The organism is Leptospira idonii, from assembly GCF_004770995.1.
In the GTDB taxonomy this organism is placed as follows: domain Bacteria; phylum Spirochaetota; class Leptospiria; order Leptospirales; family Leptospiraceae; genus Leptospira_A; species Leptospira_A idonii.
This window is the reverse complement of sequence record NZ_RQHW01000002.1, coordinates 70,140-94,533: the sequence shown is the minus strand read 5'-3', so window position 1 is coordinate 94,533 and position 24,394 is coordinate 70,140. Positions and strand designations below refer to the sequence as shown.

The following is a 24,394-nucleotide window of genomic DNA, read 5'->3' as shown; positions in this document are numbered from 1 at the left end:
CACAAGAGAGGAAATTCGTATCCGATCGCCGATCGGGCACTTTGTCCGCTCTGATATGACCAGATTTTTAAGGGCCTGTAGAAACACAACGAACATTGAACGTATAAGCCTGTTTATTCGTATTGTTTTGTTTGAGAAGATTTTCGGTAGATTGATACATATTCATCACCCAAGCATCCGAAGAAGAACCGTTTGCAAAGCTGGAAGGAAAAGAGGAAGAATGTTTGTGCAAGCAATGCCAAAAGAAACGACCATCCGGCGCCACCTTACCATGTCTTTGGGAAAAGCAAAGTCAATAAATTTTACTCATCTTTTTCCACTTGATATGAAAGATTACTTTTACCAAGATCGCCTCTATGTCGAATCTATCAGAGCAAAACGTAACCTATGCTAAAATTATAAAATTCATGGAGTTATTCCATCTTCATGAAGATACGGATCAAGAAGGAACCATTGAATCGGTAAGAAAAGGCATCGAATTCAAAGGAACCAATTTGTGGACTTTGATTTTTGCTATTTTTATCGCCTCCATCGGACTCAATGTGAACTCTACCGCTGTGATCATCGGCGCCATGTTGATCTCTCCTTTGATGGGACCCATAGTAGGTGCAGGATTTGCCGCAGGCACGAACGACTTCGATCTTCTCAAAAGATGTTTTCGTAATCTGGGAATCGCCACTTTGGTCAGTATTGCGACCTCCACTTTATATTTTTCGGTTACTCCCATTAACGAAGCGCAGTCGGAACTCTTAGCAAGAACCACTCCTACCATCTTTGATGTGCTCATTGCACTCTTCGGAGGAGCGACAGGAATCATTGCGAACACAAGAAAAGAAAAAGGAACTGCTATCGCAGGAGTCGCAATCGCAACTGCACTGATGCCCCCTTTATGTACGGCAGGTTTCGGTTTAGCCCAAGGAGAATGGAATTTCTTTTTAGGTGCCTTTTATCTTTACTTCATCAATTCCGTTTTCATAGCGATCGCAACTTTCGTTTTTGTACGATATCTAAAGTTTAGAAAAGTAGATTGGGGACTTTATAAAGAAAAAGAAGCAAAAGTAAGGATGTATCTTGCTGTATTCGCTTTGATCACAATCCTCCCTTCCATTTATACCGCCTGGCAAATTGCAAACTCATCTCTTTTCAAAGCGAGAGCGAACCTTTTCATCACTCAAAATTTCGATTTCCCAAAAACGAAGATCATAGAAACAAATATAAAATACGGAAGCCCCTCCCGAATCGAACTCAGCATCATCGGTGCGAAGATTCCTGAAGAAACGATCACCTCCATCCAAAACAAACTCGCCAATTATCAATTAGGTGATACGGAACTCTCCGTCATCCAGGATTTTTCCGCCCCGAATACGGAATCTCTAAAATTCGAAATCCTATCTGAGATCTACAAAAATACGAATGCGACACAAGAAAAGAATCTGGACCAATTAGGAAAAGAACTTCAAATTCTTTTTCCCGACTTGGAAACCTTCTCTCTCACTGAAACGAAAGAATACAATCCCTCGAAAGACGAATACGACAATTACCATTTGTTTGCCGGAAGATGGAAAAAGAAACCCGCACAAAAAGAGACGGAAAAACTTTCCTCCTTTCTGGAGGTTCGGATGAATTTGACAAAAGTGAAATTAATGACGGAGTGAAATCAGGCAGAGGCGGCTTGTGTCAGAAATTCCTTAAACTGATCCATTTCTTTCGTGAAATAGACCGGTTTGGGAGCTTTGCTGTCTTTGAGTAAAAAAACGATTCCTTGGTCGTAGAAGACGACTTGTTCCAAATCGTCCGAACCATACGTATAACTCACATTACCCGAATAGAAAACGAATTTCCCGTCCTCTTCCTTTAAGAGTGCGGGACCGACCCTTTTGAAATTACGAAGGTCTTCTTCGTTGGATTCGGAATCTCCTAGGTCTTTGGTGCCAAAAGGGATTTTTCCGGAATGATCCAAATAAAGGATTCCGTCCATCTGGAAGTGGCTGGGTGTAGGAGGTACCACATCCGGCACTTCAGAAAGACCTTCTTTGGTTTCCTGAAGAATGCTCGCTTTCTCCACAACGGAAGGTTTTTCCACAACAGGAGCAGATTTCGTATAATGCAGATTTGGTTCTTCCCAAACAGGTCTGCGGTCTGCGATTTCCCGTTCCCTACGGATTCGTTCATCTAACTGAGGAGAAACTGAAAGATTGGGATTATGACGATAAGAAGCACTGTATCCTGCCCCTTGTGCTGGCTGCCTTTCTCCGAATCTTTTGAAAGGTTGGTCGTTTTTCTGAGATTTGGGGCTTAAAGAAACATAAAGGAAACACAAAACCCCGACCAAAATCATTGCGAAAGCAGCATACAACATACCATTTTTATTATCTGCCCATCCTTTAAATCCCTTAATTACATTTTTTCTTTACAAGTCTGAGACCGGGGAAACCATTTCCCTATGTTCGAAGAAGAACCAAGTAATTGGAAAGACATTCTCACCCGCTCCGTAGTGGGCTTTTTTTTAACCATTCTTGTAGGAATGCTCATTGTTACTTTTCTCCCAGGGGATGCGGAACAAAGCTTTATGGGAGCTTTGACAGGCCAATCTTCCACAAAAGCCGGTAAAATCGGTGGTACCTCCGTCGCCATCGACTATTTCAACGCCGCTCGAAGAGACTGCTATTATCGATACCAACAATATTCCAGAGAGATGGCCGCCAACGAAGAGGCGATCAATTCCTGCGCTTTTTCTACCATCCGTGAGTTATTCATTGCCAATGACATTGCCAAAGCGGTAGGTTACAGAGTTTCCGAAATCAGCATTCGCAGAGAAATCTCCAACCAAGCCCGCCAACTTCATAAAGAAGCCTCTTCTCAAGCGGGTTACGCAGAAGAAGATTCCCGTACCGTTGAACAAATCTACCAACAGATTCTTACTTCGGCTCCCATGACATATCGAATCGATTCTGCAACTGGATTCAGCCTATTTCCTAACTTTTTGGATCAAAAATGGACAGCTTCCCCTTCGGAAGCAGCTCTAGAAACAGAAGCTAAAACAGCAAAAATCTCTTTCCGTGTGGTAGCTTTTACAGAAGTGAATCTACTCAACCAATTGGAGTCCAAAATCCAAATCCCGGATGCGGACCTACAAGCTGAGTATGAGAAAGAGAAAAAAGAAGGGAATGTTCCTAAGGATGCTTCCGGCAATCCTTTGAGCTTCGAAGCAAGAAAAGCAGTGCTTATTTCCAAACTCAAATTCGACAGAAAAAGAAAAGAATTAGAAATCTGGAAAAAAAGAATCCAAACCCTTACCGGAGCGGAAAACGCATTGGAAGCAATTTCCAAAGAAACGGCTCAAGCGATCGAAACCATCGCACCTACTTCTTTGGCCAATTTGAAACTCATCCAATCCCCCAAGGGAAGCTATCGTTTGGCTTCCGATCCTAAATTTTGGGAAGAACTCTCCGCCAATCCTTTTGGAAAAAAGAAAGTCGCAGGGCCGTTTACGGACAACGACAAACAAATTTACGTGGAATTCGGAGAACTCAGCTTCGCAAAAGCTCCGGAAACGGCTTCTGCACCCGCAGATCCGATGGCAGATTTTATGAAACAAAAACCGCTCCTCAGCTTTTTTGTTGAAATAAACCAGTCCCTTTCGGGAGAATACAACATCGAGAAGCAAAAGTCTCTCTCTACCTTAGAATAATGCAAATAAAAGCCGACTTCATCAATCCCTTCCTGGAAGCTGCCACCATCGTTTTTAGAGATGTTTTGCAGCAAGACCTGATCCGAGGGAAAATAGGCATCAAGGACTCCCCTGCACCCTCACACGAATTAGCGATTGTGATCGGAGTGGTAGGGTCTTTCAGCGGTGAAGTCGTCTACAGCATGAATTACGATGCTGCCTATAAAATTTCCCGCAGACTTGTTCCCGGTCTTTCCGACGAAGATGTAAAAAACGAATACAAAGATATATTAGGTGAAATTGCCAACATGACTACAGGTAATGCCATGAATATATTCACATCTTCCGGTCAATCCGTGGAAATCACTACTCCGAACATTCAAGAATCCAAAACAACTTCTGTTAAGTTCAACAAAAAGCCTACTCTTTCGATCAATCTTTACTCCAAATTCGGAAGGATCGAAGTGAACGTAGCGATCGCTTAAGTAGACGCAGAGATTCGATTCAACCATTCTCGCAAAAGATTTTTTTCGTTTGCGGACAAAACTTGCAAAGATTTTAAATTCGCACCTAATGTTGCAACTGCACCGGATGCGAATGCAATGAAAGTCGCCTGCTCTTGGCTCAACTTCAAACATCCGGCAGCTGCCACTCGACTCATCAGCGGAACTTATTTTTTCCTAGCAAGCTTGCTCACTAGCATTGTTCTATTTCTTATGAAGTGATAGGAATAAAAAATTTCGTTTTAATAAGAAAGAAGAACTAAATCGCATCAAGGAAACGATTCTATCAAGTTTCTTCTTTCTCTTACTTCTTTTCTAAAATCATAGCCGGGACTGATCACTTTTCCTTCCGTTGCGGCAAGATACAAATCATAATATTTTTTTGCCTTTTCCAAATCTCTTTCCGGCCAAGCGGATTCATAAATCCGTCCCGCATAATAATAAGCAGAGGATCTTTCTTTGGACTCCTTAAAGTCTTTGATGAGTTTCACCAAATGATGCAAAGAAGGACGATATTCCTTTTTACGAAACAAAAGAACCGCAATCGCATAATGAGCTCTAGGTGTAATTTCCGAATGAACAGGAAACTGAGTGACTAATTTTAGATATTCTTTATATGCTTTTTCTTCGGATTCCGGATTTCCTACTCGATCCAAGGAACGAGCCAGTTCGAATTGGGTTTTGATTTTTAGATCCGGATCTTCCTGTTTATCGACAAGTGAGGAACCTTCCTTATCTTTGGAATCTAATCCGAATAAGTTGGTGTTTTCCACACGAGAAGGACTAGATTTCTCTCCTTCTTTGGAATAGGAATCCGAGAATTCAGTCTCAGCATTTTTCTTCTGATTTCTGGTTAAAAAAGCCTTTCCTCTTTGGTAAGGTGGCTCCGTAGGATCAACACCTTCCCCCTTCCCCTTCTTTTTGTTTTTACCGTTTTTTTGTTTTTGGGTAGAGGCAACGGCAGATTCCTTCACGGAACCGGAGTTTGAGGATAAATCCGACGAAGGAGCGGCAGAAGTTGTATCTTGGGATTCTTTTCCCAGAGTCGATGTGGTGGAAGGCTGAGAAGAAACGGTCTGTGTAGGCTGTTCCAAACCGGAATCTTCCGTTTTCTGAGATTCCGGAAAAGGTAGAAATATCTCTTGAGAGGGGACAGATCCTTGAGAAAACAAAGAATTCCCTACAAAAGGGAGAAGAAAAGAGATTAGGAGCAGGTTTTTCGTAGGAGGTACCACAAATCTTTTCACAGAAACGCCCGGATCATCTAGGAACTCGATCCAATTCTCTCAACTTACGCTTCGGCTCAGTGACAGATTCCGCAGGAGCGGAAGAGGCGGCTTCCTTTTTCCTTTTCTCAGCCACTCTTTTTTCCAATTGATCCACCCGATCCAACATCTTCTTAAATCGAATGTCCTCTTCCGTTTCCGAATTTTCAAGTGGTGCATTACGAAGATTCGTTTTCGCAGGTTTGGCGGAAAGATCCACATTGGATCTTTCCAATTCTTTCCCGGAAGCAGGAGCATCCGCATTCAAAAGACCACTGTCTTTATTTTCCCAATTTCCCATCTTTTCCACGTCGATCGGAGAAGAAATCAAACCGTCTCCGGAAGGAGTGGCCATAGGAGGAGTTTCCGTATCCATACTTCTTCTGTTACGAAAATCATATTCTTTGCCTAAAAAATCGGATTCTTCGGGAAGAGTATTTTGATTGGGATTGGTTTTTTCCCTTTCACTGATAAAATCGAACTGCATTCTGCGATTGTTTTCATAAGTCAGATTTTCAGGATCCGTCATCTGAACATCTTTTCTTTTACGGTTGTATTCTCTTTCGATTTCGGTCAAAAAAAGAGACCGTGTATCTTGTGCTAGTTGGAGACCTTGAGGTGTCGCATTATCCCATCCCTTGGACCAACCGGTATAAATCCCCATCACTAAAAAGAAAATCAAGAGCCCGAAAGCGATTTTGCGAAGTAGGCTTTGCACTTGCGGAGGGATTTTATCCACAAGACCGTCGACGGCCCCCATCACCTTTTTGGTATCTACATTGACTTTAGGAATATTGATCTTTTTTAGATCGACCATATCGTTTAATCTTCCAGAATTTTAAAGACGACCCGCCTGTTCTGTGCGCGTCCATCCTCTGTTTTGTTGTCTGCCACGGGCACTCCTTGCCCTAGCCCCTTGGTGGTGATTCTTGTTTCTTCCAGCTGATGTTTAGACTTCAGATAGTTTGCCACCGACACAGCCCTTTCTATAGAAAGTTTTTTATTGGCTTGGTCTCCGCCCACGTTATCCGTATGGCCTTCGATCACAACCTTCAACCTAGGATTCTTTTTCAGAAGTCCCGCTAAACGATCCAACTCCGGTTCTGATTCTTTCGTGATATCCACGGAACGGAAAGCAAAAAACAAATTATTGAGAACGATTTCGTTTCCTTTCTTGAGTTTAGGAAGCACAAGTAAAACGGTCTTTTCAAGACCTTCCTTTTCCTTACCCACCAAATTCAAGTTTCGTGAAACAGGAAGATATCCTTCTTTTTCTCCGTAAAATCCGTAGTTCTCATCGAACGGAAGGATGATGGAAAATTCTCCAGTCAAAGGATCGGAAACAGTAGAACCCAATCCTTTCTTTTTAATCAAAGATTCGTAAGTAACGGATGCTTGAAGAGGTTTTCCTTCCTCATCCACTACTTTTCCTTTGATGACAACTACAGGCTCCGGCTGGAAAGATGGAGGGATGGCAGCCATGTACAATTCCCCGTCTCTGGAAACATAAGCCCAGTTCCCTACTGCAGGAATGGAGAAAAAGTTCACACCTCTTAGGTTAGGTGAAAGCTCTTGAGGTTCCGACCATTGGTTCCAATTTTCGTTTAACCTTCTTGAGACGAAAATAGAAATTCCTTCCTTTCTTCCGGAAGAGGAAAAATATAAAGTTTTATCGTCGGGAGCAAGAAAAGGAGCCATCTCCTCTTCTCCCGTATTTAATGTCGATCCAAGATTGATTCCTTCTTCGAAGGTACCGGTATCGGATAAAAAAGTAACATATAAGTCCAGTTTGCCGTAATTTCTTTTTTGTTGTGCGGAATAAACTATGGTTCTTCCCGTAGAAGACAAAGCAGAACCGCCGAACACTTGTTGATTGGGATTCTCCGGTTTTCTATACCAATTATAAAAAGAAGGGAAATGAATCGGATTCGGATTCGACCATCCTGTTTCCGTTTTGTAGGATTTGTAAAGAGGAGCCCTGTTCTGGATTTTCTCGGTTCTTTCTCTGTATTCCGTTTCCAATCTTCCCAAACGAAAATGAAAATCTTTCGGATTTTGCGCTTCTCTGGAGGCTTCTTGGGATTTGAACTGCATCTCTTTTTTCAAAAGATCCAACATTTCTTCTTCTCCGAAATTACCGAAAACGAAAAGTTCGTTACCGCCTGGCAAGGCGGAAATCACTGCGGAAGGTAAACGATTGTTCAATGGAGTTGCAAGTTGTTCTCCCTGCATCCAAAAACCGTATTGATCTCGTTTGGCGGCCCATATCTTCTGAGTGGATCTACCGCCTTCCCGAATAAGAGCCGTCCAAAACAACATCTTTCCATCAGGAGTACACTGAGGGTTAAAAGAAAAATGCCCTCCGGTTACATATCTCGGGATTTTTTTCAAAGTCCAATCGGCGACCTTAGCGGTTTCGAAAGGATCCAGCTCATAACGAATCGGTGTGCAGGAATCACCGCTCACATCGCATAACATTCTTACTTTTTTTCCGGTGATATAAGCCAATTCTTCCTGTAGAGGAGAGGGAGAAAGCCGCAAGATCTGCTTCTCCATCTTCAACATATGCCCAGTATTAATGAGTTCCCCCGCAAGGACCTGGATCCCATTTTGAGTGTTTTGAGAGCTGATGAGCCCTCCCCCAAGAAGAAAGATTAGAATGATGAGAATCCGTGCCATACCATACGAAATGTCGGTTGAAACCACAGTTTCCCTTAGAAAATTGACTGTATATGATCTCAGCAACTGGCATTACCGTCTCCTTCGGGAAAAAACCCCTCTTTGAAAACGTTTCTATCAAATTCAAGCCAGGGTGCCGGTATGGCCTCATCGGAGCCAACGGGTCGGGAAAATCGACTTTTATGAAGGTTTTAGCGGGAATTTTACAGCCTACTGCGGGTGTTGTAGCCATCGACAAAGACATGAAGGTAGGATACCTCAAGCAGGATCACTACGAATACGAGAATGAAACCGTTTTAGGAACCGTACTAAGAGGAAATCCCGAACTTTGGGATTTGATGCAGGAAAGAGACGCCATTTACGCAAAAGAAGAAATGACAGATGAAGAAGGAATCCGCATTTCCGAAATCGAAGAACGATTCGCAGACTTAGGCGGATACGAAGCGGAGTCCATCGCAGGGGAACTACTAGAAGGACTTGCGATTCCCACGAATACACATAACAAACCTTTGAACTATCTGACAGGCGGATTCAAACTGAGAGTGTTGCTGGCTCAAGTTCTTTATCTCAAGCCCGACGTACTTTTATTAGATGAGCCAACCAACCACTTGGATATCAAAACCATTCACTGGCTGGAAGAACTTTTGACATCTTACGACGGTGTTGTCATCGTGATTTCCCACGACCGTCACTTTATCAACTCAGTCTCAACACATATCGCAGACTTAGACTACAATACGATTCGAATCTTCACAGGGAACTACGACGACTTCATGATTGCAGCAGAGCAATCGAGAGAACAGTTGGTAAGCGACAGCAAAAGAGCTAAGGAAAAAATTTCCGATTTACAAGAGTTTGTTTCCAGATTCTCGGCAAATGCGAGTAAATCCAAACAAGCTACCTCTCGCCAAAAGATGATCGAAAAAATCAAAGCGGAGATGGTAGAAGTAAAACCTTCTTCCAGAGTCGCTCCTTACATTCGTTTCAAGGCCAAAAGAGTTCTAGGGAAAGATGTATTCGATGCAGATAACATCTCTAAATCTTACGAGACTCTTTCTGTCATCAAAGACTTTACGGTTTCCATCTCCAAAGGGGAAAAAGTGGGAATCGTAGGTACGAACGGTGTGGGAAAAACGACTCTTCTCAAGATGCTTATGAAAAAACTGGATCCGGACAAAGGAACGGTAAAATGGGGAGATTCCGTAGAAGCTTCCTTTTTTCCACAAGACCATCGTGAGGCGATGGAACCGGATGCAGACACTCTCATCGAGTGGCTTCTTCGCAATGCTCCTCAAGGAACGGAAGTGCAAGAGATCAGAGCCATTTTAGGAAGAATGTTATTCTCCGGAGATATGGCGAACAAATCCACAACGGTACTTTCGGGAGGCGAAAAATCCAGAATGATCATCGGTAAGATGATTCTAGCAGGAGACAACGTAATCGCATTGGATGAACCTACCAACCACTTGGACCTGGAAACCATCGAAGCACTGAACTATGCTCTTTCGTTATTCGAAGGAACGGTTCTGTTAGTATCCCACGACCGCGAATTTATCAGCTCCCTTTGCACAAGAATCATAGAAGTGACTCCGGAAGGAATCAACGACTTCAAAGGAACTTATGAGGAATTTTTGGAAAGAGAAGGAGCCGATTTCTACAAACGTTTGTCAGGTGGAACTGTCGCAACAGGATAATTCCAATCAACATTAATAATCAGCTTTCATTTCTACTGAAACTCCGTTGCATGGCTCTGTTTCTATCAGAGCCAAAGCTCCTGTAGATGCATTGATGGAATATACGGAAATTGAATTGCTGGAAGAAGTTCCTACGTAAAGATATTTTCCATCCAAATCAATCGCTGTATTAGTAGGTGCTCCTGACACTCCCAAACTCGCAACGGAAGTTAAAGCTCCGTTTGAAGCAATGGAATAACCAACAATGGAATTTCCGGACTGACAAGGAACATAGATAAATTTGGAACTCGGATCAATGCTTCCCAAGTAATAGTAATAAGTGGAGCAAGATACATTATAATTTCCGATCGAGGAAAGATTCCCATCTGAATTGATCGAATAGGCGGCTAACCTGCTGTCTTCAGACGAATATAAATATTTACCATCCGGTGTAATAGACAAGGAAGTACTGAGATTATTGATAGAATTTCCAACGCCAACAGCAGCACCTAACATTCCATCTTGTTTAGAAAATGAAAATCTTTTAATAAGCCCGCTGCTTGCCTCCGTTAGAAAATAATATTTTCCATCTGGAGTAAACTTTCCCCCTCTTGCGGCGGTGGAAGAACCAGCTGTAGAATGAATCAATTCCGTCTTTTCTGATTCTGCGTCAAAGGAAAAGGAAGAAAGCGTAGTACTGCCAGCCAGAAAGTATTTCCCGGAAGGATGAAAAGCAGCATTTAAATTGTTTGCTCCTACTACATTAAAATTCGATCTCCAAACGGGAGTTCCAGAAAAGTCGGCCCGGATAACGCTCCCTTTTTGATCCGCATTATTTGCTGTTACAATATGGGAATGGGCAATGTTAAAATCAAAACCGAATGCACTTGAAACGGAAGGAAGAGAAAAAGGACTTCCTGAAACGGAACTGATTTTTCCATCAGAAGCTATTTCATACACGAAAATATGCGGCGAAGTAGCCTTGAGCACATACAAGTACTGAGGTTCTCTTTTGATTTGAAAGTGATAATCTCCAATTCCATCGGCAAAAATACGAATCTGGTTCAAACCGACTGTCAGAGGAAGTTCAATCTCAGAACTACCTGCTGATGCATCCAGCATAACCTGACGATTTAGTTCGATGATCAAATGTTTGATTCTATTCCCGTAAACCTTTAGCCGAAAGGAAGTCGTTCGGTATTTTACAGACCCATTGTATTGAAAAACATTTTCAGAAAAAGAAGGAGAAAGTATTAAATTACCCGCAGGATAATTGAGTGAATCTCCATCAGGTACCACAGATCTTTGGTAAGAGGAAAATGGGTTCCATTCGATCCCGAAACTGGGAGCTACAGAAACGCATCCTTTTATTTCCGAAGGGAAAAGAAGATTGAGGGTTTTCGCAAAACGATAGGATTTAGAACTCGCATCACAAGCATTATTTAAATCAACATTCTTGCAAAAAAAAGAGGACCAAATTAGAACAAAGAAGACACATCCTCTTTTCAGACTCATCATTATTACAGGAATGTTAAGCGAAAAGATTCAAAACTGACAAGGCTTTTTCTTGTCAAAAAATATCAAAATAGATATTGTACTCCCAAATTCAAAGATTCCGAATTTCGATTTTTCAAATATTCAGCAAGAAGATTCACGTTTCTCCATCGAAACTCCATTCCTAAAATTCCATACCAATCTCTGCTCGTCAAAAAATAGTTTCTATGAATGTCCAAATGCAAAAGAGAAGGATAAGTGCTGAAATCTTCCTTATTCAAAACCGTAGAAATCGATGCATTTCGCACCACTTGGATCGTAATGTTTCCTTGATGAAACATACCTCCTAATCCTCCGTATATGGAAAAATCCCCGAAAGCGTAGGAATATCTTACATCCAAAGTGGAAGATAAAATGCGGGAATGATAATTCAGATCGTTGACTCCGATCCACTTTCTGGCATCCCCGTCGATGCGGATGTTCGTAGGCCTTCTATCATAGGAATTCAGAAGAATTTGTTGATTGGTTTGAAAAATACCGAACCCGAAAGATAACCCGTTTTTATAAGAAGTATCTTTCCCTTCTTCAGAGCCTTCATACAAGGGAAAGTATCTCAGATTCAAACCTAGATTCGTGACCCTTCCCCCGATGTCCGTATTTTTGATTCTCAAAAAAGGAAGGTTCCCTTCAGAAAGATAATAATGAAATATATGAAAATTCACATTCCATTTCATTAATTCTGAATTAGGCGATCCGATCAAAGTCCCCAAATTTGCACCGTAGGAAACCGCAGGAGAAGCCGCCGCACCTTGAGAGGGAAGTTCCCTCAGTTCCGAATTCTCCAGAAACAAATTCCTTGGGTTGAGATTGGTTCTGGCCAATGAATATCCCAAACCTGCCCTTTGCCCGGAAAGATGCCTTGCGCCTATCATGGAAGAATTGACGTTCTGCATCACTGCACTGCTGCCCATTGCGTTCAAAAAATCTTTCGTATATACTGCATCCAATGCGGGATCAATCAGATTCGCACCCAACAAAAATTCGTTCGGAATTCTAGAACATTCTTCTCCCAAACACACTGCTGTGGCGGATATGGAACTGCTAAACGAAAGCAAAATGAAAGTAAATGCAGAAAGAGAAAACCTCATCTTCTCAAAGAAATATAATTTCGAATGAAATCAATCTATAACTTGTAAAATACGGTAATAACTCTTGGCGAAAATTCCCTTGTTTTCATAACAACCGCTCGAGGCTCCGGAGAAGGTCACAATCCATCCGCCTGCTTCCAAACGAGAAACGGGCATTCCTACGATATGATTTTGTAAAGACTGAGGTCTTGCCGACACGGCGGCTCGATTGCCTTCATATTCCGGATTTTGGTTCCAAATTTCCTTAACTGCAGACTTTGAGATAGGATCGTAAGAATAAATTTTCTGAGCATAATGGCTGGATCTGGCTCCCAAAGGCGAACTTGCATCCTTATTTAAACACAAACTCCCGATGGTTTGCTGGCTGGATCTGGAAATGGAAGGATCTATAATTGCGGAATACTGGATCGAGCTGGGGGATTCCTGAATGCTATGAAGCAGGTTTTGGCTGTCTAAAAAACAATTTCCTTCCAAATCGCGAATAGCATTCGGATCGGCACATTTGATTCCTACGGCGATGATGTATTCTGCAAGAAGGGAATCTGTTTTGTTTTTTTGTTTGTTGCAGCTTTTGTCATGAATGATTCTTCCTCCTACATCGCAGTAATCAGGAGAATTTCCCGAATAACAAAAGATCAATGAAAGTATGGAAATATATAATATTCCGTTGCATAGATTGGATTTGATCGGAAAAAACAAACCGGCAGCCCTCAACTTGGAATCGGAAACGAAATAAATTTTAGAATCATTAAAACCGAAATCAAAAATTCATAAAGAGGTTCCATAAGTTTCCAACCATCGAACGAACTGATCCACTGCAACCGCCCTATGAGAGACTTTGTTTTTTCTTTCTTCCTCTACTTCTGAGAACCTTTTCCCGAAAGGAGGATAAAAAAAGACAGGATCATAACCGAAACCGTATTTCCCCACTTCGTCGTAATCTGCGGAGATTTCCCCGAACACTTGCCCTTCGAAAGAAGTTTCTGTTTTGCCGTCGCAAAAACTGATGACGCAAGTATAGTTCGCTTTTCGATTCGGATTATTGCCAAGCTCGGATAACAAAAGCAAGGCACGATCCTTATCGCTCAAACCTTCTCCTCCGTATCTTGCGGAATAAACTCCCGGTCGTCCTTCCAAAGCATCCACACAAATTCCCGAGTCGTCCGCAAACGAAGGTAATCCTGTGAGTCTATGGAGTTCTCTCGATTTGATCAAAGAGTTACCAAGAAAGGTGGATTCTGTTTCTTCGGGAGAAAAGGAAATAGAAAGATCTTTCGGAGAGAGTAATTGAAAACCAAGCGGTTCGAGGATGAGGCGCATTTCTTTGAGTTTATGCGCACTCCCCGAAGCAAAGGCAATTTGTTTTGCCGACATAAAAAACTAAATCAATCTTCTGCGTCTAACTGAAAACCTTCGATCGCGGAGGAAAGATCTGGAAAGATTTCAAACACTTTGTCTAACATTGTGATTTCGAAAAGTTGAATGAGATCTTCATCCACTACGATCACCTTGATATCTCCGTTCATCGGCTTCAACTTTCTCTTGGTAGCTACAAAGATTCCAAGAGCAGTGGAACAGATATGATGAACTTTTGTTAGGTCAAGAATGATCTTTTTGACGGAAGATTGAGTGAGTTTGGAAAGTTCTTTCTCAATCTCGTCGGAATCCACTTTTAAAATGGCGCCCGCAAATTTAATGATCCTTATGTCTTCCTTGACTTGAACATCCATTATATTCAATCACCCTCGTTTATTAATAATACCATACACGAAACTCTACTTGCACCGTTTTCCAGATACAAACGAGCCACCTCATTCAAACTTGCACCAGTAGTGAATATATCATCTATGATCAAGATATGAATTCCATTACACATTCTATCATTTTTTCGAAAAAGAAATGCCTTTTTTGCATGAAAAAATCTCTCCCTATACATTTTTCCGGATTGTTTCTCGTGCGATGCCTTTCTCACCCCCGGTAGAATCGGAATCTTCCACTTTAGAGCTAACCTTTTCCCTAAAATTTCAGCAGGATGATACCCTCTTCCCGATTTCAAATCACCGGAAGGCAGAAAGACAATCGCATCCGGCCTTTCTATCTGACGCTTAGAAATCTTTTTTCTGCGGAAGTCTAACGCAAAATAAAAAGAAAGCAATCTTTCTTTTTGGAATTTGCACATCTGAAAGGTTTCTTTTTCCCAGGGAAACCGATAGTGCAGAAACTCTAATCGGGAGAAAAAAACGAATCGGGAAGAACAAAAGGCACAGTCTTTTCCTTCCTCTCTTTTATGAGAACAAACGGAACAGACAGAAGGATCAAAATGATCTCTTTGAAATTTTCTTCGTTTGCGTATGCAATGAATGCAGACTCCAAACCGATTGGATAGAAAATCCAAATGACCGCAATGAGAACAAGGATGGGAATAAAAGAAGGAAAGGATTCGAGAAAACATTTTGCCTCCTCGAATCTGGGTTCAGGGCCGAAAGATTTGGCCCCGAACGAAGTATCTAGTTTTTATTTTGCAGGAGTTTCTTCTGCAGGTGTTGTTGTTGTAGGAGTAGTAGATTCTACTTTAGCTTCTTCTTTTCCTGATTTTTGGATCACGGAAGAAGGAGGAGTTAAGTCTACGGAGAATTTCAATTCCACTACTGCGGATTGATTTCCTACGTTATCGATGGCGATCGCACTGAGAACATGGTCTCCTTGTGTTTCTACGGAAATCGCTTCTGTGTAAGGGCGGTATTCTGTTTCTGCGTCCAGTTTCACTAGAATCTTTTTCACACCGGATTCTTTATCCGTTGCGTTTACATAGAATACGTTTCCTCTTTTTGCAAAAGGTTTTCCGTTGATGTCAACAAGCGGTAAAGAAGGAACGATTTCAACAGTAGGTTTTACATCGTCCACAGTAATGATAAGAGAAGATTCAGGAGAAGAATTTCCGGATTTATCAGTAGCGGAATATTTAATTACGTTTGCTCCACCGTTTTCCAATTTGATCGGCTCGGAGTAAGCTTTAGCAGCTTCTGCGTTTACGCTGTATTGAACTGCACTGACACCGGTTTGTTTGTCTTCAGCGATAATCGAGTAACTGTTGTTCTTAGAAGAGTAAGGAACACCGTCTAACACGAAAAATTGTTCTGCAGGTTGAAGAGAAACTCTAGGAGCAGTGTTGTCTACGTTCACTACCAAAACTTTAGGAATTTCATAATTGCCCGCTTTGTCTACGGAACGGTATTGAATTTCAGTCACACCTTCTTCCGCAATGCGGATAGGAGTAGTGAAACGTCTGTAGTCTCCGTTTTTAGGTTTCCACTCGATGTAATCCACAGAAGAGGAATCATCTTTTGCTTCCAATGTGAAGGAAGTTTTGCTATTGATAAAAAGTGCCTCTTTTCCAGAAGCCACGACGCCTTGCCCGTCCTTGTCTCCGCCGAGTGCATCCTTCACTGCCTTTTCTACTTCATCGACAGTTTGTTTCACTGTTCCTGAAGTCTCTTCTGTTTTTTGAATTGCTTCTTCTTTGGATGTGGAAGTATTTGCTTTTGGGTCAGCGACCTGTGCTGAGAGTTGGCCTGCGAAAAAAATTGCTAAAATGGCCAATAGGTACTTGTGCGCCTGCATTTGTGAGATTCTCCTTTTTACCGATAAAACATATATATCCCCTTCGTTAGGAATTATTGTCAACATGATTGCATTAAGAAACATAACTTTCCTGAGCATTTTTCTGTGCATTGCGCACGTTAGAGAAGCGGACGTTACGATCTGGAAAGAGATCCTTTTGGAGAATTTCGAAACCCAAGATTACTCCCAGGCCAACCTTAGGACCAGGCTCGAAAAAGACACAATTCTACCCGATCTGTCCCTTTCCGGAAATTTTACCGCACCCATCCCAGGATCCAGGCAAGCATTGGTGCTCAGGGTTCCGAAAGCCGCCAATTTTCCTTTCTCCGTTTATTTTCCCCAACCGATTTTGATCAAAGATTATGTAAAAGAGATCCATATTCCTGTTTATTCCTCCCAATCCATCGGAAACCTAACATTGATCATAGAAAATCAGGATTTCGAGATCCGCCAAATCGCAATTACCTCGCTCAATTACAAAGGTTGGAAGAATTGTGTGGTACCTCTTACACATTCCGTAGACCAGAATGACAGGGTTTTTCTCCAAGGCTCCTCTCTCAAGCTCTTGGGATTCTTTTATCTTCCCAACGAAAACAATTCCAACACCCAGGAAGTGCTTTTGGCCATTGACGATATAACTGCCATTGTGCGAGATAAATACAGACCTCTCCGCAACAAAGAACTGCTTTTGGAAGATTAAAATTTGGGACGTTTTCCAGAAAGATCCGCCTAAAAAACTCTTTTCATTCCAACCAAGCCCCCGATCTTGATCTTTAGATGAATCTTGAACTGTCCCTTGAGCAATACGAAACCCTTCTCAAATTAGTCTATATGGGAGATTGGGTTATCTCTACGTTGCAGGCAAAGGAAAGAGTCGAGGAAGATTCCGACAACGACTCCCGATTTGCGGAAGTGGTTCGTCATGTTTTCAATCATGCGGAAGGCGCAGGGCTAGGCAATATAGTTCAAATCGATCAAAATAACGGAGAACCGTATCTTACTCGTGAATTCGAAGAAGAAAGCGGCCTTGTGGATATTTTGGAAGATTATGAAGACGAAGTTTTCTGGCAAGCTCTCATCGAAAGATTAGCACATCGTGATTTTCTCAGACATTACGGAGAGTCTGCAATTTCAGGAATGGCCATAGAAGAAAGGATCGAAAAAGAAACTCCTTTCCACGACAAATGGGCTACTGAATTTCATGAAAGCGGAATCGAAAACTTAAAAACTTAAAATCAATTAGGCTTAGATTTTACTTTCGGCCAAAGCAGTTTTTCTTCCCTTTGACGTTTCAAATTGATTTCCTCTTCCAGATGATGGGTCATTACGTAATTGATTCTATCCTTTGCGGCAGGAGAAAACTTCCCATACATATCTTTCACATCTTCCTGCTGCAGGATGATCCCTAGAGAATCGTAGGATTTTGCCGCCAAAAAATCCCCTTCTTTGCTCTTAGGATTTATTTTTTTCCATTCTTCGATGGCGGCAAATAGAAGACGGTCTTCTCCTCGGAACATTCCGGAGTCCCAAAGAATTTTACCTTTTTCGAAATGAGCGTCGTTTAACCGATATCCTGCGGGAGAATTTTTAATAAGAGTGTCCATGATCTCCAATCTTTTTTTGGAATATGCATTTTCCACATCCGCATAAGAACGAATATTTTTCTCTTTCAGAAGAGGTCTGTATTTTTCGGACACCCTTTTTATGATTTCCATGCGAAGTTTGTTTTTTTGTTCATCGGAAGCAGATGCATACAAAGCTTCCCCTTCCATCAGAACCTTCAAAGCTCTTGCCTGAATGAAATAAATATTATCCAAAGTGAATAGAACTTCCGTACCGACTTTGGTGCCTAAGTTCTCTGAAAGAAGAGCCATCATCTGCCTGAGGAAATCTTCCTTATTCAAGTTCTCTTGAAAATAATCTACTGTGAAGTAACTGGGATCCCCGCTGAAAACATATGCCAATCTTTGCAGGTTTTCATAATATAAATCCCGAACGAATTTCGCTAAATCCCCTTTGTCAGGATCATAACCCATAAAGCGGGAAATAAATTGATCCAACTGTTTTTCTTTGGATTGTTTTAAAGTTTGATCCAAGTAGTCGGATCTTTCTTCTTTCGGCATGGAAAGAGGAGACTTGGGAGGATTTTCTCCTTCGGAAGCAACCGTAATCGTAACGATCGATTGTTCTTCTCCCTTTCGAAATTCTTCTATGATGCGGTTTCGTTCTTTATGAACTGCTAAATTATCATCAGCCTCTTCTATATCGACTGTGAAAGGATCTCTAATTGTTTTTAGAGTAGGAAAAACTTCCTTAACTACGATATCTTCGTAGTCTCTTTCTCTTCGAATGTAAGAATCGGAAACATCGGAGAAAGAATAAACATTATCATAATCGTTCTTAAAACCGTCTCTCAAGCGGGAAGCGGATTCCAAATCTTTAACCAGATTCTCCCACTGCCCTCCTTCGTATTTTCCTTTGGCAAAAGACTCTGACTTACCTTTCTCACCAGGCTCTCCGTCCGTTGTTTCTTGCCCTTCTTCTTGGATGAGACCTTCTTTGTTGAGGCGATTTTCTTCCCAGGCCCTTTTTGCGAATTCTAAGTCCAATTCGAGAGGGCGGTCCGCAACTTCTCCGTTGGCATAAATCCAGTAAGGACCGCAATAGATAGGTTGATAAATTGTTTCCGATTGGTTGTATGCGAATATAAAAATCACTATATGAAAAGCGATCGAAGCATATACCGCATAAAAAAGGCGGGTTTCATATATGAAATTAACGACGTTTCGCAACATAATAACCGAAATAGATCCCAGATAGGATGAGGAACGACCAAGGAAGAAGATTTCCGAACCTTCTGTAAAAGGTCTCGTAACCGGGCATCACATCCACTGTTCCTCTTAGAGTAGCACTTGCTTCTACGGCTGTGAATTCATTTTTTACGTTCCTTCCCAGATGATCCACAAAAACGGAAGTGCCGGAATTCGTGGAACGAACCATCCATTTGCGGAATTCGATGGATCTCATCCTGCCCAAAGTATGATGTTCGTAGGTTTCTACTGTATTCCCATACCATTTATCGTTTGTTACATTGACGAAAAAATCGGGATCTCCCTGGAACCTTCTCACAAATTCAGGAATGATCACTTCATAACAAATCAAAGGAAGAAAACTTCCTACCTTCTCTTCCGGTACGGTGTGAGTTTTATAATAGTCCCTTACCATAGAAGGAGAAAACTGAAGGGAGTCTGGCCAGCGAAGAGGAGTTAAATTCGTAGATACGGAATCCGCAGTTTTATAATAAGGAATGAGGGAAAGGGATTTTCCCGCCTCAAACCTTCCCGTTTGTTCGGAAAGTTCGTACATCCATTCGAAAGGCATGTATTCTCCGAAAATAAGAAGATATACTTTTTGATAACTCTCTCTTCTTTCTCCGTTCGGATTCATAAGTGCGGAAGAATTATAACTTCTTAAATTTCTTCTGGATTTGATCCCGTTCAAAAAGTCCACATCGATCTCATTGAAAAAAACATTCGCCTTATGTCTGAGAGCCAAAATCGCCATTTGAGATTCGAACCAAGGCTGATAGACACCTGTGATCTTTGTGGCTTCCGTTTCATGTGTGGAATAAAAAGGAACTCCCGATTCCGGAAATACGATGAGATCGATTTTATCTCCCTTAGCACCTTCTTCCGTAAGGCGGTCAATTCTTTGCATCAGAAGATTCATCTCTTCTGCCACACTTCTTCCGTCCCTGAACTCCAAAGGAGCATTGGGCTGGACGATCAATACTTCCCGTTTGGCGACAGGAAGGACATTCTCCCATTTCCAAAACAAATAAGCGCCATTGACCCAAAACGAAAGAAACAAAAGCCATACGGAACCGATCCCTAAAACGATCTTTCTTTTACGAAGAAGATTTTTCCCTTCGGTTCGCAAATAACGGAAAATAAAAAGCCATCTTTTAGGGCGAAGGGATTGAAATAGAAAATAAGAGAAAACGAATAATAAAACAGTGAGGCCATACGCACTCGCATACTCTGCGTTTTGCGATAGAATGTGATTTTCTGCGACTATGTTTCCGAAATACCAGGGAAACACTTGGGGGGTCAAAAACTCCGCAGCCAACATGGAGAATCCTGCCAACCAGGGAAAATACTTCCCTACCTTCTTTGCCAAAAAAGAAAATAAAAGCAGAAAGAAAGGAAACTTGATGTTCAGAAAGATCCCGGATAGAACGAAGATCGGTCCCGCCAAAAACCAAGGAAAACCTCCGAACACAGTGACCATATAGTAGATCCAATAAAAGGAAAAACTATAAAACACGATCGCAAAGGCGAATCCGTGCCAGATAAGCTTTTTCCATTCTCCCCTATATTTCTTTTCTATATAAAAAAGACCGAGAGGAGAGAGCCATACCAGATAAGATTGGGAATAGGGAGCGAAGGCAAGTGTGGCGAACGCTGCGGTCGCCACATAACAGAGTACTGCGATTAGCCCCTCACGAGAGGTAAAAAAACGAAATAGAGCTTTCATCAGCTAGCACTCTGTCAAACAATCGTTACGATTTGTTATAGTTATTGTTACCGTTTTGTACTTTTGTAAAAATCATCTTTCCGGCAGCGGTTTGAATGATGGAAGTCACAACGACTCTCACTTCTTTTCCGACCAAATGTCCGCCGTTTTCGATCACGACCATAGTACCGTCTTCCAAATAACCGATTCCTTGGTTTTCATCCTTTCCTTCTTTGATGACGGAAATAGGGAATTCTTCTCCAGGAAGCACAACCGGTTTCAATGCATTTGCCAGATTGTTCAGGTTTAGAACCTTCACACCTTGGAGTTCTGCCACCTTATTGAGGTTAAAGTCATTGGTAACAACGGCACCGCCTGTATCACGGGCAAGTTTCACCAACTTCGCATCCACTTCTCTTGTGTCGGAATAGTCAGTGTATGTGATTTTAACTTCGATAGATCCTTTTCTTTGCAATTTATTGAGCATCTCCAAACCTCTACGGCCGCGAGCTCTTTTGATCGGATCGGAAGAATCGGAAATCAATTGGATTTCACGAAGCACGAAGTTAGGAAGGATGAGAGGACCATCTAAGAAGTGTGTGTCGGCGATATCCAAAATACGACCGTCGATCACAACGGAAGTATCTAGAATTTTTTCTCTTACATTGCTGGATGCAGTTTCCAATCCTGGGATAGAAAAACTGGTTCCTGCCGGACCGGCTCCTCCTCCGAAAATGGAAAGACCGGGTCTTTTAGAGAAAGCAATTCCCCCTTTCACTCCTGTAAGGAAAAAAAGAAATACCGCTAAGATTCCCACGGACTTGAATCCGTATTCGGAAAGTAAGGATGCAGGATACGCAGAGATTGCGATTCCCAAAAGAGCTCCCACGCTAGCACAAAGCAAAACATCTGCTTTGAGTTCAGGGTATAGTTTTTTCTCTCCATAGCTGAGAAAGAGAGAATAGAGAAGGACCAATCCCGACAAGGAACCCGCAAGAACCGGATTCTGTGATTCCGAGTAGAGAAAGAAAAATGAAGCCAAACCGACTGCAACCGAGCCGATAGCTGAAAGGAGGTGTTTCATGACTCAAACCTTTTTAGCCAAAAATTTGAGCAGATACGGAAGTTTATTCTAGATCAAGATCATCTTCTTCTTTCGGGGGAGGTGGAGGTGCCATGCCTTGGACCGAAGCCGCCAGTACATCAGAAACAATATTTCCTGCTTCTTCCTGGGGAACTCCTTTGCTCAACGCAATTTCCATCTTTACTAAATTATAAGCGCTCTCATAGAGCTTTCTCTCCATGATGGAGAGTTCTTTTCCATAGGCACGTTTGTAAAGATTGCGGCAAACATCTGCTACCTCAAATATGGAACCGGACTTGATCTTGTTCATATTATTTTGATAACGGACCTTCCAGTCTTCTTCCGTGTCGATCTCATCCTTCTTGAGGAGAGTGAGAACTTTTTTGATCTCTTTTTTATCAATGATCGACCGGATGCCAACATCGATCGCACGTTCAACCGGGATCGAGACTTTCATCTTGGAACCTTGAATTTCCATGATATAACAGTCTTTCTTCTTTCCCAGAATCACTTTTTTTGCGACTTCTGTGACTTCGCCTACCCCGTGGATGGGATAAACTACATAGTCTCCCACCTTGAATTTAGGCTCTTTTACTTTTTCAGTTAATTTTTTTGTAGCCAAGTAAGTATAATAACTTCCGTAAATACTCTTACCTTTAGTATAACCCGAAAAACGGGCTCTGTCAAGGGAAGTGCTAAAAATAGTTCAGAATCGAATTGTTTTTACAGTCGCTTCGCTGGAAACACCAGGAACAGAAGAAGTAATTTTGTCCAAAGCTTCTTTTGCGTCTTCCATTCTGTAGAAATAACCCGCATAGAGCTTTCCTGTAGAAGTGCGGAAAATGCGTCCCTGCAAGCTGGGTTCTTTGGTCATCAGTTGTTTTCCGATTTGAACCGCTTCCTCCGGGGAAAAGTCGCCTACTTGGACCATATAGTTGATTTGGTCATTTTTAGGAGGGAATTTAAGAGAGGATGGGAAGGGGGAATCGTAGGAGGTACCACGTTCTTCCTCCTTCTCTACCGCATCCTTAGAGGATAAACCCTCATTTTTAGAAAGCTGCGTTGTAGATTTCCCCACATTGGAAAAACTTTTTTCTCCATTGGATTGGAATCCTTTCTCCTTTTGGTTGAGTTGGATTCCTACTACCATTCCGGAAGTAAAAAGTAAAATAGCACCGATCAATAGTACAAAAGCAGATTTGGATTTGGAAGATTCCCCTCCACCCAAAGAAGGGTTCGCATAGGAAGTGTAAGTATGTGGTTCCTGCATCCCGGAAGTAAGGCCGGTGGATCCGCGGAGTCTACGTGAGTAATCTATATTTTGCATGACTTTCCGAATCTCTTTTCTTTTAGAATCGGCTGATCCACCTGAAAAAAAGAATGGTTTTTTAGATTTACTCAATTTTCCAAAAGAATCTCTTTTCTTTCTGCCAATCATCCGACAAGCAGTCTCTATGTTTTCAAAGCATTTTGAAGCAGATTTAATGACAAAACAAAATCATAGATGCAAAGAAATGACACACTAAGGAAGACTCATCAAAGTGGAAATGTCGCTCGCATTCAGTTGGCGTCCTATGAAAAACCAGATATCATCCATCCTTCCCGTAAAGAACCCACCTGGGTAAGCATAACCGATATTTAGCGGTGTGCCTGTCCACCATTGATTCGGCGAAGTGCCTGTGGTACATCCGGCATACGAGCCAAAGTTTGAGGTAGTACCTTCATTCACTCCATTGACCCAAATATTTCCCTGCCGAGTGGTTCCATTGTGAACATAAACTATATGAGTCCACACGTTTGCAGGTACCACAGTTGAGGAATTCCCTGCCAGACCATCCACATTGCCCCAACCGGCAACCCAAAAGGCATTGAATTCCGCACGCCCTGCTCCATTCACTGCAAGTGTGATCCCTGGATTATAATTCGTAGCACCTTGATACCCCATAATTTTGTTATTTGAGACAACGCTCGGATAAATCCATAAGGCAATGGCAAAGTCCTCGTGACAAAGAGGAGCAAAGTCGCTGCCGAAAAATTGATTTGTCCCGTTGAAGGAAGCAGTACCGTTCGGCAGATTGAAACGACTGAGAGTGTAAGAAGGACCTGAAGTTGTAGGCCAAATTCCACCAGGGAAATATCCATGACGAGAGTTTCCGCTCATATCATTCATATTCCCGTCGAGAGGATACCACGCATAGAGACCGGAAACAAGTGTGGCGGGGATGGAGAAACTATTTACAGAAATTTCAATCTTTCCCTGTATCGAACCAGAATCGGAACTACTTGCGATAATGGTATATGATGTCATCGACTGTAAGGCAAGTGGCGTACCGCTAATTTTACATTGATTATCAATGGAAAGTCCGCTAGGCAAGGCAGGATGGGAAACGCAGGATACAACTTCCATCGTCAAAGAGGGAATCAAAGGAGCGATAGAAACTTTTTGAACGAAAGAATACGGGCCGCCCGCATAACTTATGTTTTTAATAAAATCGCCGCAGCGTCTTTCCAAAAAACATTGTAAAATTTGAGTTTGATAGAATGACTTGCTTCCCCGATCTCCCGTATTATTAAAATGGACCGGCTGGCAGTCAAAGGACAAAAATAAAGCGGATGTAAAAAATATAAAATGGATATGTCTAAACAAATCGAAACATCGGACCTGCCAGAATATTCGAATATAACTCTCCATAAAGGCATAGCATATCCGAAAAAAAGAACCGGTCGTCCGAAACTATATTT

25 protein-coding genes are annotated in these 24,394 nt (G+C 42.0%); 6 read left to right on the top strand and 19 right to left on the bottom strand.

Going from position 1 to position 24,394, the window contains the following annotated elements; translation table 11 throughout:
* Positions 1 to 67 precede the first annotated feature (67 nt).
* Positions 68 to 232 carry a hypothetical protein gene (locus EHS15_RS18995; protein ID WP_167884110.1) on the bottom strand — a complete coding sequence of 55 codons (165 nt, stop codon included), beginning with the start codon at positions 230 to 232 and terminating at the stop codon, positions 68 to 70.
* Positions 233 to 356: 124 nt separating this feature from the next.
* Between EHS15_RS18995 and EHS15_RS00495 the strand changes: the two genes are divergently transcribed.
* Positions 357 to 1,655, top strand: coding sequence for a DUF389 domain-containing protein (locus EHS15_RS00495; RefSeq protein WP_135758567.1), 1,299 nt, complete (start codon positions 357 to 359; stop codon positions 1,653 to 1,655).
* A gap of 2 nt (positions 1,656 to 1,657) precedes the next feature.
* Here the strand turns inward: EHS15_RS00495 and EHS15_RS00490 are convergent, their stop codons facing one another.
* Positions 1,658 to 2,359: an LIC_11490 family protein gene (locus EHS15_RS00490; RefSeq protein ID WP_135758566.1), complete on the bottom strand. Its 702-nt coding sequence runs from the start codon at positions 2,357 to 2,359 to the stop codon at positions 1,658 to 1,660.
* Positions 2,360 to 2,443: 84 nt separating this feature from the next.
* Between EHS15_RS00490 and EHS15_RS00485 the strand changes: the two genes are divergently transcribed.
* Positions 2,444 to 3,691: a SurA N-terminal domain-containing protein gene (locus tag EHS15_RS00485; RefSeq protein ID WP_135758565.1), complete on the top strand. Its 1,248-nt coding sequence runs from the start codon at positions 2,444 to 2,446 to the stop codon at positions 3,689 to 3,691.
* Positions 3,691 to 4,155: a chemotaxis protein CheX gene (locus EHS15_RS00480; RefSeq protein ID WP_135758564.1), complete on the top strand. Its 465-nt coding sequence runs from the start codon at positions 3,691 to 3,693 to the stop codon at positions 4,153 to 4,155. Before EHS15_RS00485 ends, EHS15_RS00480 begins: the two co-directional genes overlap by 1 nt.
* On the opposite strand, the gene EHS15_RS00475 is transcribed toward EHS15_RS00480, so the two are convergent.
* The 4 genes from EHS15_RS00475 to EHS15_RS00460 all read right to left on the bottom strand — a co-directional run bounded on the left by EHS15_RS00475 (position 4,152) and on the right by EHS15_RS00460 (position 8,117).
* Positions 4,152 to 4,331, bottom strand: a complete 180-nt coding sequence (locus tag EHS15_RS00475) for a hypothetical protein (RefSeq protein WP_135758563.1) — start codon at positions 4,329 to 4,331, stop codon at positions 4,152 to 4,154. The genes EHS15_RS00480 and EHS15_RS00475 overlap by 4 nt on opposite strands.
* Before the next feature lie 111 nt (positions 4,332 to 4,442).
* Entirely contained in the window at positions 4,443 to 5,345 is a 903-nt protein-coding gene (locus tag EHS15_RS00470) for a tetratricopeptide repeat protein (RefSeq protein ID WP_246051827.1), read from the bottom strand.
* 88 nt (positions 5,346 to 5,433) lie between these two features.
* Entirely contained in the window at positions 5,434 to 6,255 is an 822-nt protein-coding gene (locus EHS15_RS19280) for an LIC_11485 family protein (protein ID WP_246051826.1), read from the bottom strand.
* Between the two features lie 5 nt (positions 6,256 to 6,260).
* A complete protein-coding gene (locus EHS15_RS00460; RefSeq protein WP_135758696.1) occupies positions 6,261 to 8,117 on the bottom strand; it encodes an OmpA family protein in 1,857 nt (618 codons plus the stop codon).
* Positions 8,118 to 8,170: 53 nt separating this feature from the next.
* Here EHS15_RS00460 and EHS15_RS00455 point away from each other — a divergent pair, with 53 nt between their 5' ends.
* Complete coding sequence (locus tag EHS15_RS00455) at positions 8,171 to 9,811, top strand: ATP-binding cassette domain-containing protein (RefSeq protein ID WP_135758561.1); 1,641 nt, start codon at positions 8,171 to 8,173, stop codon at positions 9,809 to 9,811.
* Between the two features lie 12 nt (positions 9,812 to 9,823).
* Here the strand turns inward: EHS15_RS00455 and EHS15_RS00450 are convergent, their stop codons facing one another.
* The 7 genes from EHS15_RS00450 to ompL47 all read right to left on the bottom strand — a co-directional run bounded on the left by EHS15_RS00450 (position 9,824) and on the right by ompL47 (position 16,053).
* Positions 9,824 to 11,308, bottom strand: a complete 1,485-nt coding sequence (locus EHS15_RS00450; protein WP_135758560.1) for a lactonase family protein — start codon at positions 11,306 to 11,308, stop codon at positions 9,824 to 9,826.
* A gap of 62 nt (positions 11,309 to 11,370) precedes the next feature.
* Positions 11,371 to 12,432 carry an Lsa36 family surface (lipo)protein gene (locus tag EHS15_RS00445; RefSeq protein ID WP_135758559.1) on the bottom strand — a complete coding sequence of 354 codons (1,062 nt, stop codon included), beginning with the start codon at positions 12,430 to 12,432 and terminating at the stop codon, positions 11,371 to 11,373.
* Positions 12,433 to 12,462: 30 nt separating this feature from the next.
* Complete coding sequence (locus EHS15_RS00440) at positions 12,463 to 13,131, bottom strand: hypothetical protein (RefSeq protein ID WP_135758558.1); 669 nt, start codon at positions 13,129 to 13,131, stop codon at positions 12,463 to 12,465.
* A gap of 69 nt (positions 13,132 to 13,200) precedes the next feature.
* Positions 13,201 to 13,806, bottom strand: a complete 606-nt coding sequence (gene rdgB / locus EHS15_RS00435) for an RdgB/HAM1 family non-canonical purine NTP pyrophosphatase (RefSeq protein WP_135758557.1) — start codon at positions 13,804 to 13,806, stop codon at positions 13,201 to 13,203.
* An 11-nt stretch (positions 13,807 to 13,817) separates the two neighbouring features.
* The gene (locus tag EHS15_RS00430) at positions 13,818 to 14,162 is read right to left on the bottom strand and encodes an STAS domain-containing protein (RefSeq protein WP_135758556.1); all 345 of its coding nucleotides are present in this window, start codon (positions 14,160 to 14,162) and stop codon (positions 13,818 to 13,820) included.
* A 5-nt stretch (positions 14,163 to 14,167) separates the two neighbouring features.
* Positions 14,168 to 14,884, bottom strand: coding sequence for a ComF family protein (locus EHS15_RS00425; RefSeq protein WP_135758555.1), 717 nt, complete (start codon positions 14,882 to 14,884; stop codon positions 14,168 to 14,170).
* 62 nt (positions 14,885 to 14,946) lie between these two features.
* Positions 14,947 to 16,053, bottom strand: coding sequence for a multi-beta-barrel domain surface protein OmpL47 (ompL47, locus tag EHS15_RS00420; RefSeq protein ID WP_135758554.1), 1,107 nt, complete (start codon positions 16,051 to 16,053; stop codon positions 14,947 to 14,949).
* Between the two features lie 64 nt (positions 16,054 to 16,117).
* Between ompL47 and EHS15_RS00415 the strand changes: the two genes are divergently transcribed.
* The gene (locus tag EHS15_RS00415; RefSeq protein WP_135758553.1) at positions 16,118 to 16,753 is read left to right on the top strand and encodes a flagellar assembly protein FlaA; all 636 of its coding nucleotides are present in this window, start codon (positions 16,118 to 16,120) and stop codon (positions 16,751 to 16,753) included.
* 77 nt (positions 16,754 to 16,830) lie between these two features.
* Positions 16,831 to 17,286, top strand: a complete 456-nt coding sequence (locus EHS15_RS00410) for a hypothetical protein (protein ID WP_135758552.1) — start codon at positions 16,831 to 16,833, stop codon at positions 17,284 to 17,286.
* 2 nt (positions 17,287 to 17,288) lie between these two features.
* Here EHS15_RS00410 and EHS15_RS00405 read toward each other — a convergent pair whose 3' ends face one another.
* From EHS15_RS00405 to EHS15_RS00380, 6 genes are all read right to left on the bottom strand, one after another.
* Positions 17,289 to 18,848, bottom strand: a complete 1,560-nt coding sequence (locus EHS15_RS00405; protein ID WP_135758551.1) for a hypothetical protein — start codon at positions 18,846 to 18,848, stop codon at positions 17,289 to 17,291.
* Positions 18,829 to 20,589, bottom strand: a complete 1,761-nt coding sequence (locus tag EHS15_RS00400) for an apolipoprotein N-acyltransferase (RefSeq protein ID WP_135758550.1) — start codon at positions 20,587 to 20,589, stop codon at positions 18,829 to 18,831. Before EHS15_RS00400 ends, EHS15_RS00405 begins: the two co-directional genes overlap by 20 nt.
* Positions 20,590 to 20,614: 25 nt before the next feature.
* Positions 20,615 to 21,652, bottom strand: a complete 1,038-nt coding sequence (locus EHS15_RS00395; RefSeq protein WP_135758549.1) for a PIN/TRAM domain-containing protein — start codon at positions 21,650 to 21,652, stop codon at positions 20,615 to 20,617.
* A 43-nt stretch (positions 21,653 to 21,695) separates the two neighbouring features.
* On the bottom strand, positions 21,696 to 22,274 hold the full coding sequence (locus EHS15_RS00390) for a CarD family transcriptional regulator (RefSeq protein ID WP_135758548.1): 579 nt from the start codon (positions 22,272 to 22,274) through the stop codon (positions 21,696 to 21,698).
* An 84-nt stretch (positions 22,275 to 22,358) separates the two neighbouring features.
* The gene (locus EHS15_RS00385; protein ID WP_135758547.1) at positions 22,359 to 22,979 is read right to left on the bottom strand and encodes a hypothetical protein; all 621 of its coding nucleotides are present in this window, start codon (positions 22,977 to 22,979) and stop codon (positions 22,359 to 22,361) included.
* A 195-nt stretch (positions 22,980 to 23,174) separates the two neighbouring features.
* On the bottom strand, positions 23,175 to 24,299 hold the full coding sequence (locus EHS15_RS00380; RefSeq protein ID WP_246051825.1) for a LamG domain-containing protein: 1,125 nt from the start codon (positions 24,297 to 24,299) through the stop codon (positions 23,175 to 23,177).
* Positions 24,300 to 24,394: the final 95 nt, after the last annotated feature.

Bases quoted from the DNA above. Each gene is read 5' to 3' on its own strand.
- EHS15_RS00480 (WP_135758564.1), top strand. From the start codon at position 3,691: ATGCAAATAAAAGCCGACTTCATCAATCCCTTCCTGGAAGCTGCCACC.
- rdgB (WP_135758557.1), bottom strand. From the start codon at position 13,806: ATGTCGGCAAAACAAATTGCCTTTGCTTCGGGGAGTGCGCATAAACTC.
- EHS15_RS00430 (WP_135758556.1), bottom strand. From the start codon at position 14,162: ATGGATGTTCAAGTCAAGGAAGACATAAGGATCATTAAATTTGCGGGC.
- EHS15_RS00410 (WP_135758552.1), top strand. From the start codon at position 16,831: ATGAATCTTGAACTGTCCCTTGAGCAATACGAAACCCTTCTCAAATTA.
- EHS15_RS00460 (WP_135758696.1), bottom strand. From the start codon at position 8,117: ATGGCACGGATTCTCATCATTCTAATCTTTCTTCTTGGGGGAGGGCTC.
- EHS15_RS00495 (WP_135758567.1), top strand. From the start codon at position 357: ATGTCGAATCTATCAGAGCAAAACGTAACCTATGCTAAAATTATAAAA.
- EHS15_RS00445 (WP_135758559.1), bottom strand. From the start codon at position 12,432: ATGAGGTTTTCTCTTTCTGCATTTACTTTCATTTTGCTTTCGTTTAGC.
- EHS15_RS00425 (WP_135758555.1), bottom strand. From the start codon at position 14,884: ATGTTTTCTCGAATCCTTTCCTTCTTTTATTCCCATCCTTGTTCTCAT.
- ompL47 (WP_135758554.1), bottom strand. From the start codon at position 16,053: ATGCAGGCGCACAAGTACCTATTGGCCATTTTAGCAATTTTTTTCGCA.
- EHS15_RS00475 (WP_135758563.1), bottom strand. From the start codon at position 4,331: ATGAGTCGAGTGGCAGCTGCCGGATGTTTGAAGTTGAGCCAAGAGCAG.
- EHS15_RS19280 (WP_246051826.1), bottom strand. From the start codon at position 6,255: ATGGTCGATCTAAAAAAGATCAATATTCCTAAAGTCAATGTAGATACC.
- EHS15_RS00485 (WP_135758565.1), top strand. From the start codon at position 2,444: ATGTTCGAAGAAGAACCAAGTAATTGGAAAGACATTCTCACCCGCTCC.
- EHS15_RS00385 (WP_135758547.1), bottom strand. From the start codon at position 22,979: ATGCAAAATATAGATTACTCACGTAGACTCCGCGGATCCACCGGCCTT.
- EHS15_RS00455 (WP_135758561.1), top strand. From the start codon at position 8,171: ATGATCTCAGCAACTGGCATTACCGTCTCCTTCGGGAAAAAACCCCTC.
- EHS15_RS00405 (WP_135758551.1), bottom strand. From the start codon at position 18,848: ATGTTGCGAAACGTCGTTAATTTCATATATGAAACCCGCCTTTTTTAT.
- EHS15_RS00395 (WP_135758549.1), bottom strand. From the start codon at position 21,652: ATGAAACACCTCCTTTCAGCTATCGGCTCGGTTGCAGTCGGTTTGGCT.
- EHS15_RS00400 (WP_135758550.1), bottom strand. From the start codon at position 20,589: ATGAAAGCTCTATTTCGTTTTTTTACCTCTCGTGAGGGGCTAATCGCA.
- EHS15_RS00415 (WP_135758553.1), top strand. From the start codon at position 16,118: ATGATTGCATTAAGAAACATAACTTTCCTGAGCATTTTTCTGTGCATT.
- EHS15_RS00490 (WP_135758566.1), bottom strand. From the start codon at position 2,359: ATGTTGTATGCTGCTTTCGCAATGATTTTGGTCGGGGTTTTGTGTTTC.
- EHS15_RS00450 (WP_135758560.1), bottom strand. From the start codon at position 11,308: ATGATGAGTCTGAAAAGAGGATGTGTCTTCTTTGTTCTAATTTGGTCC.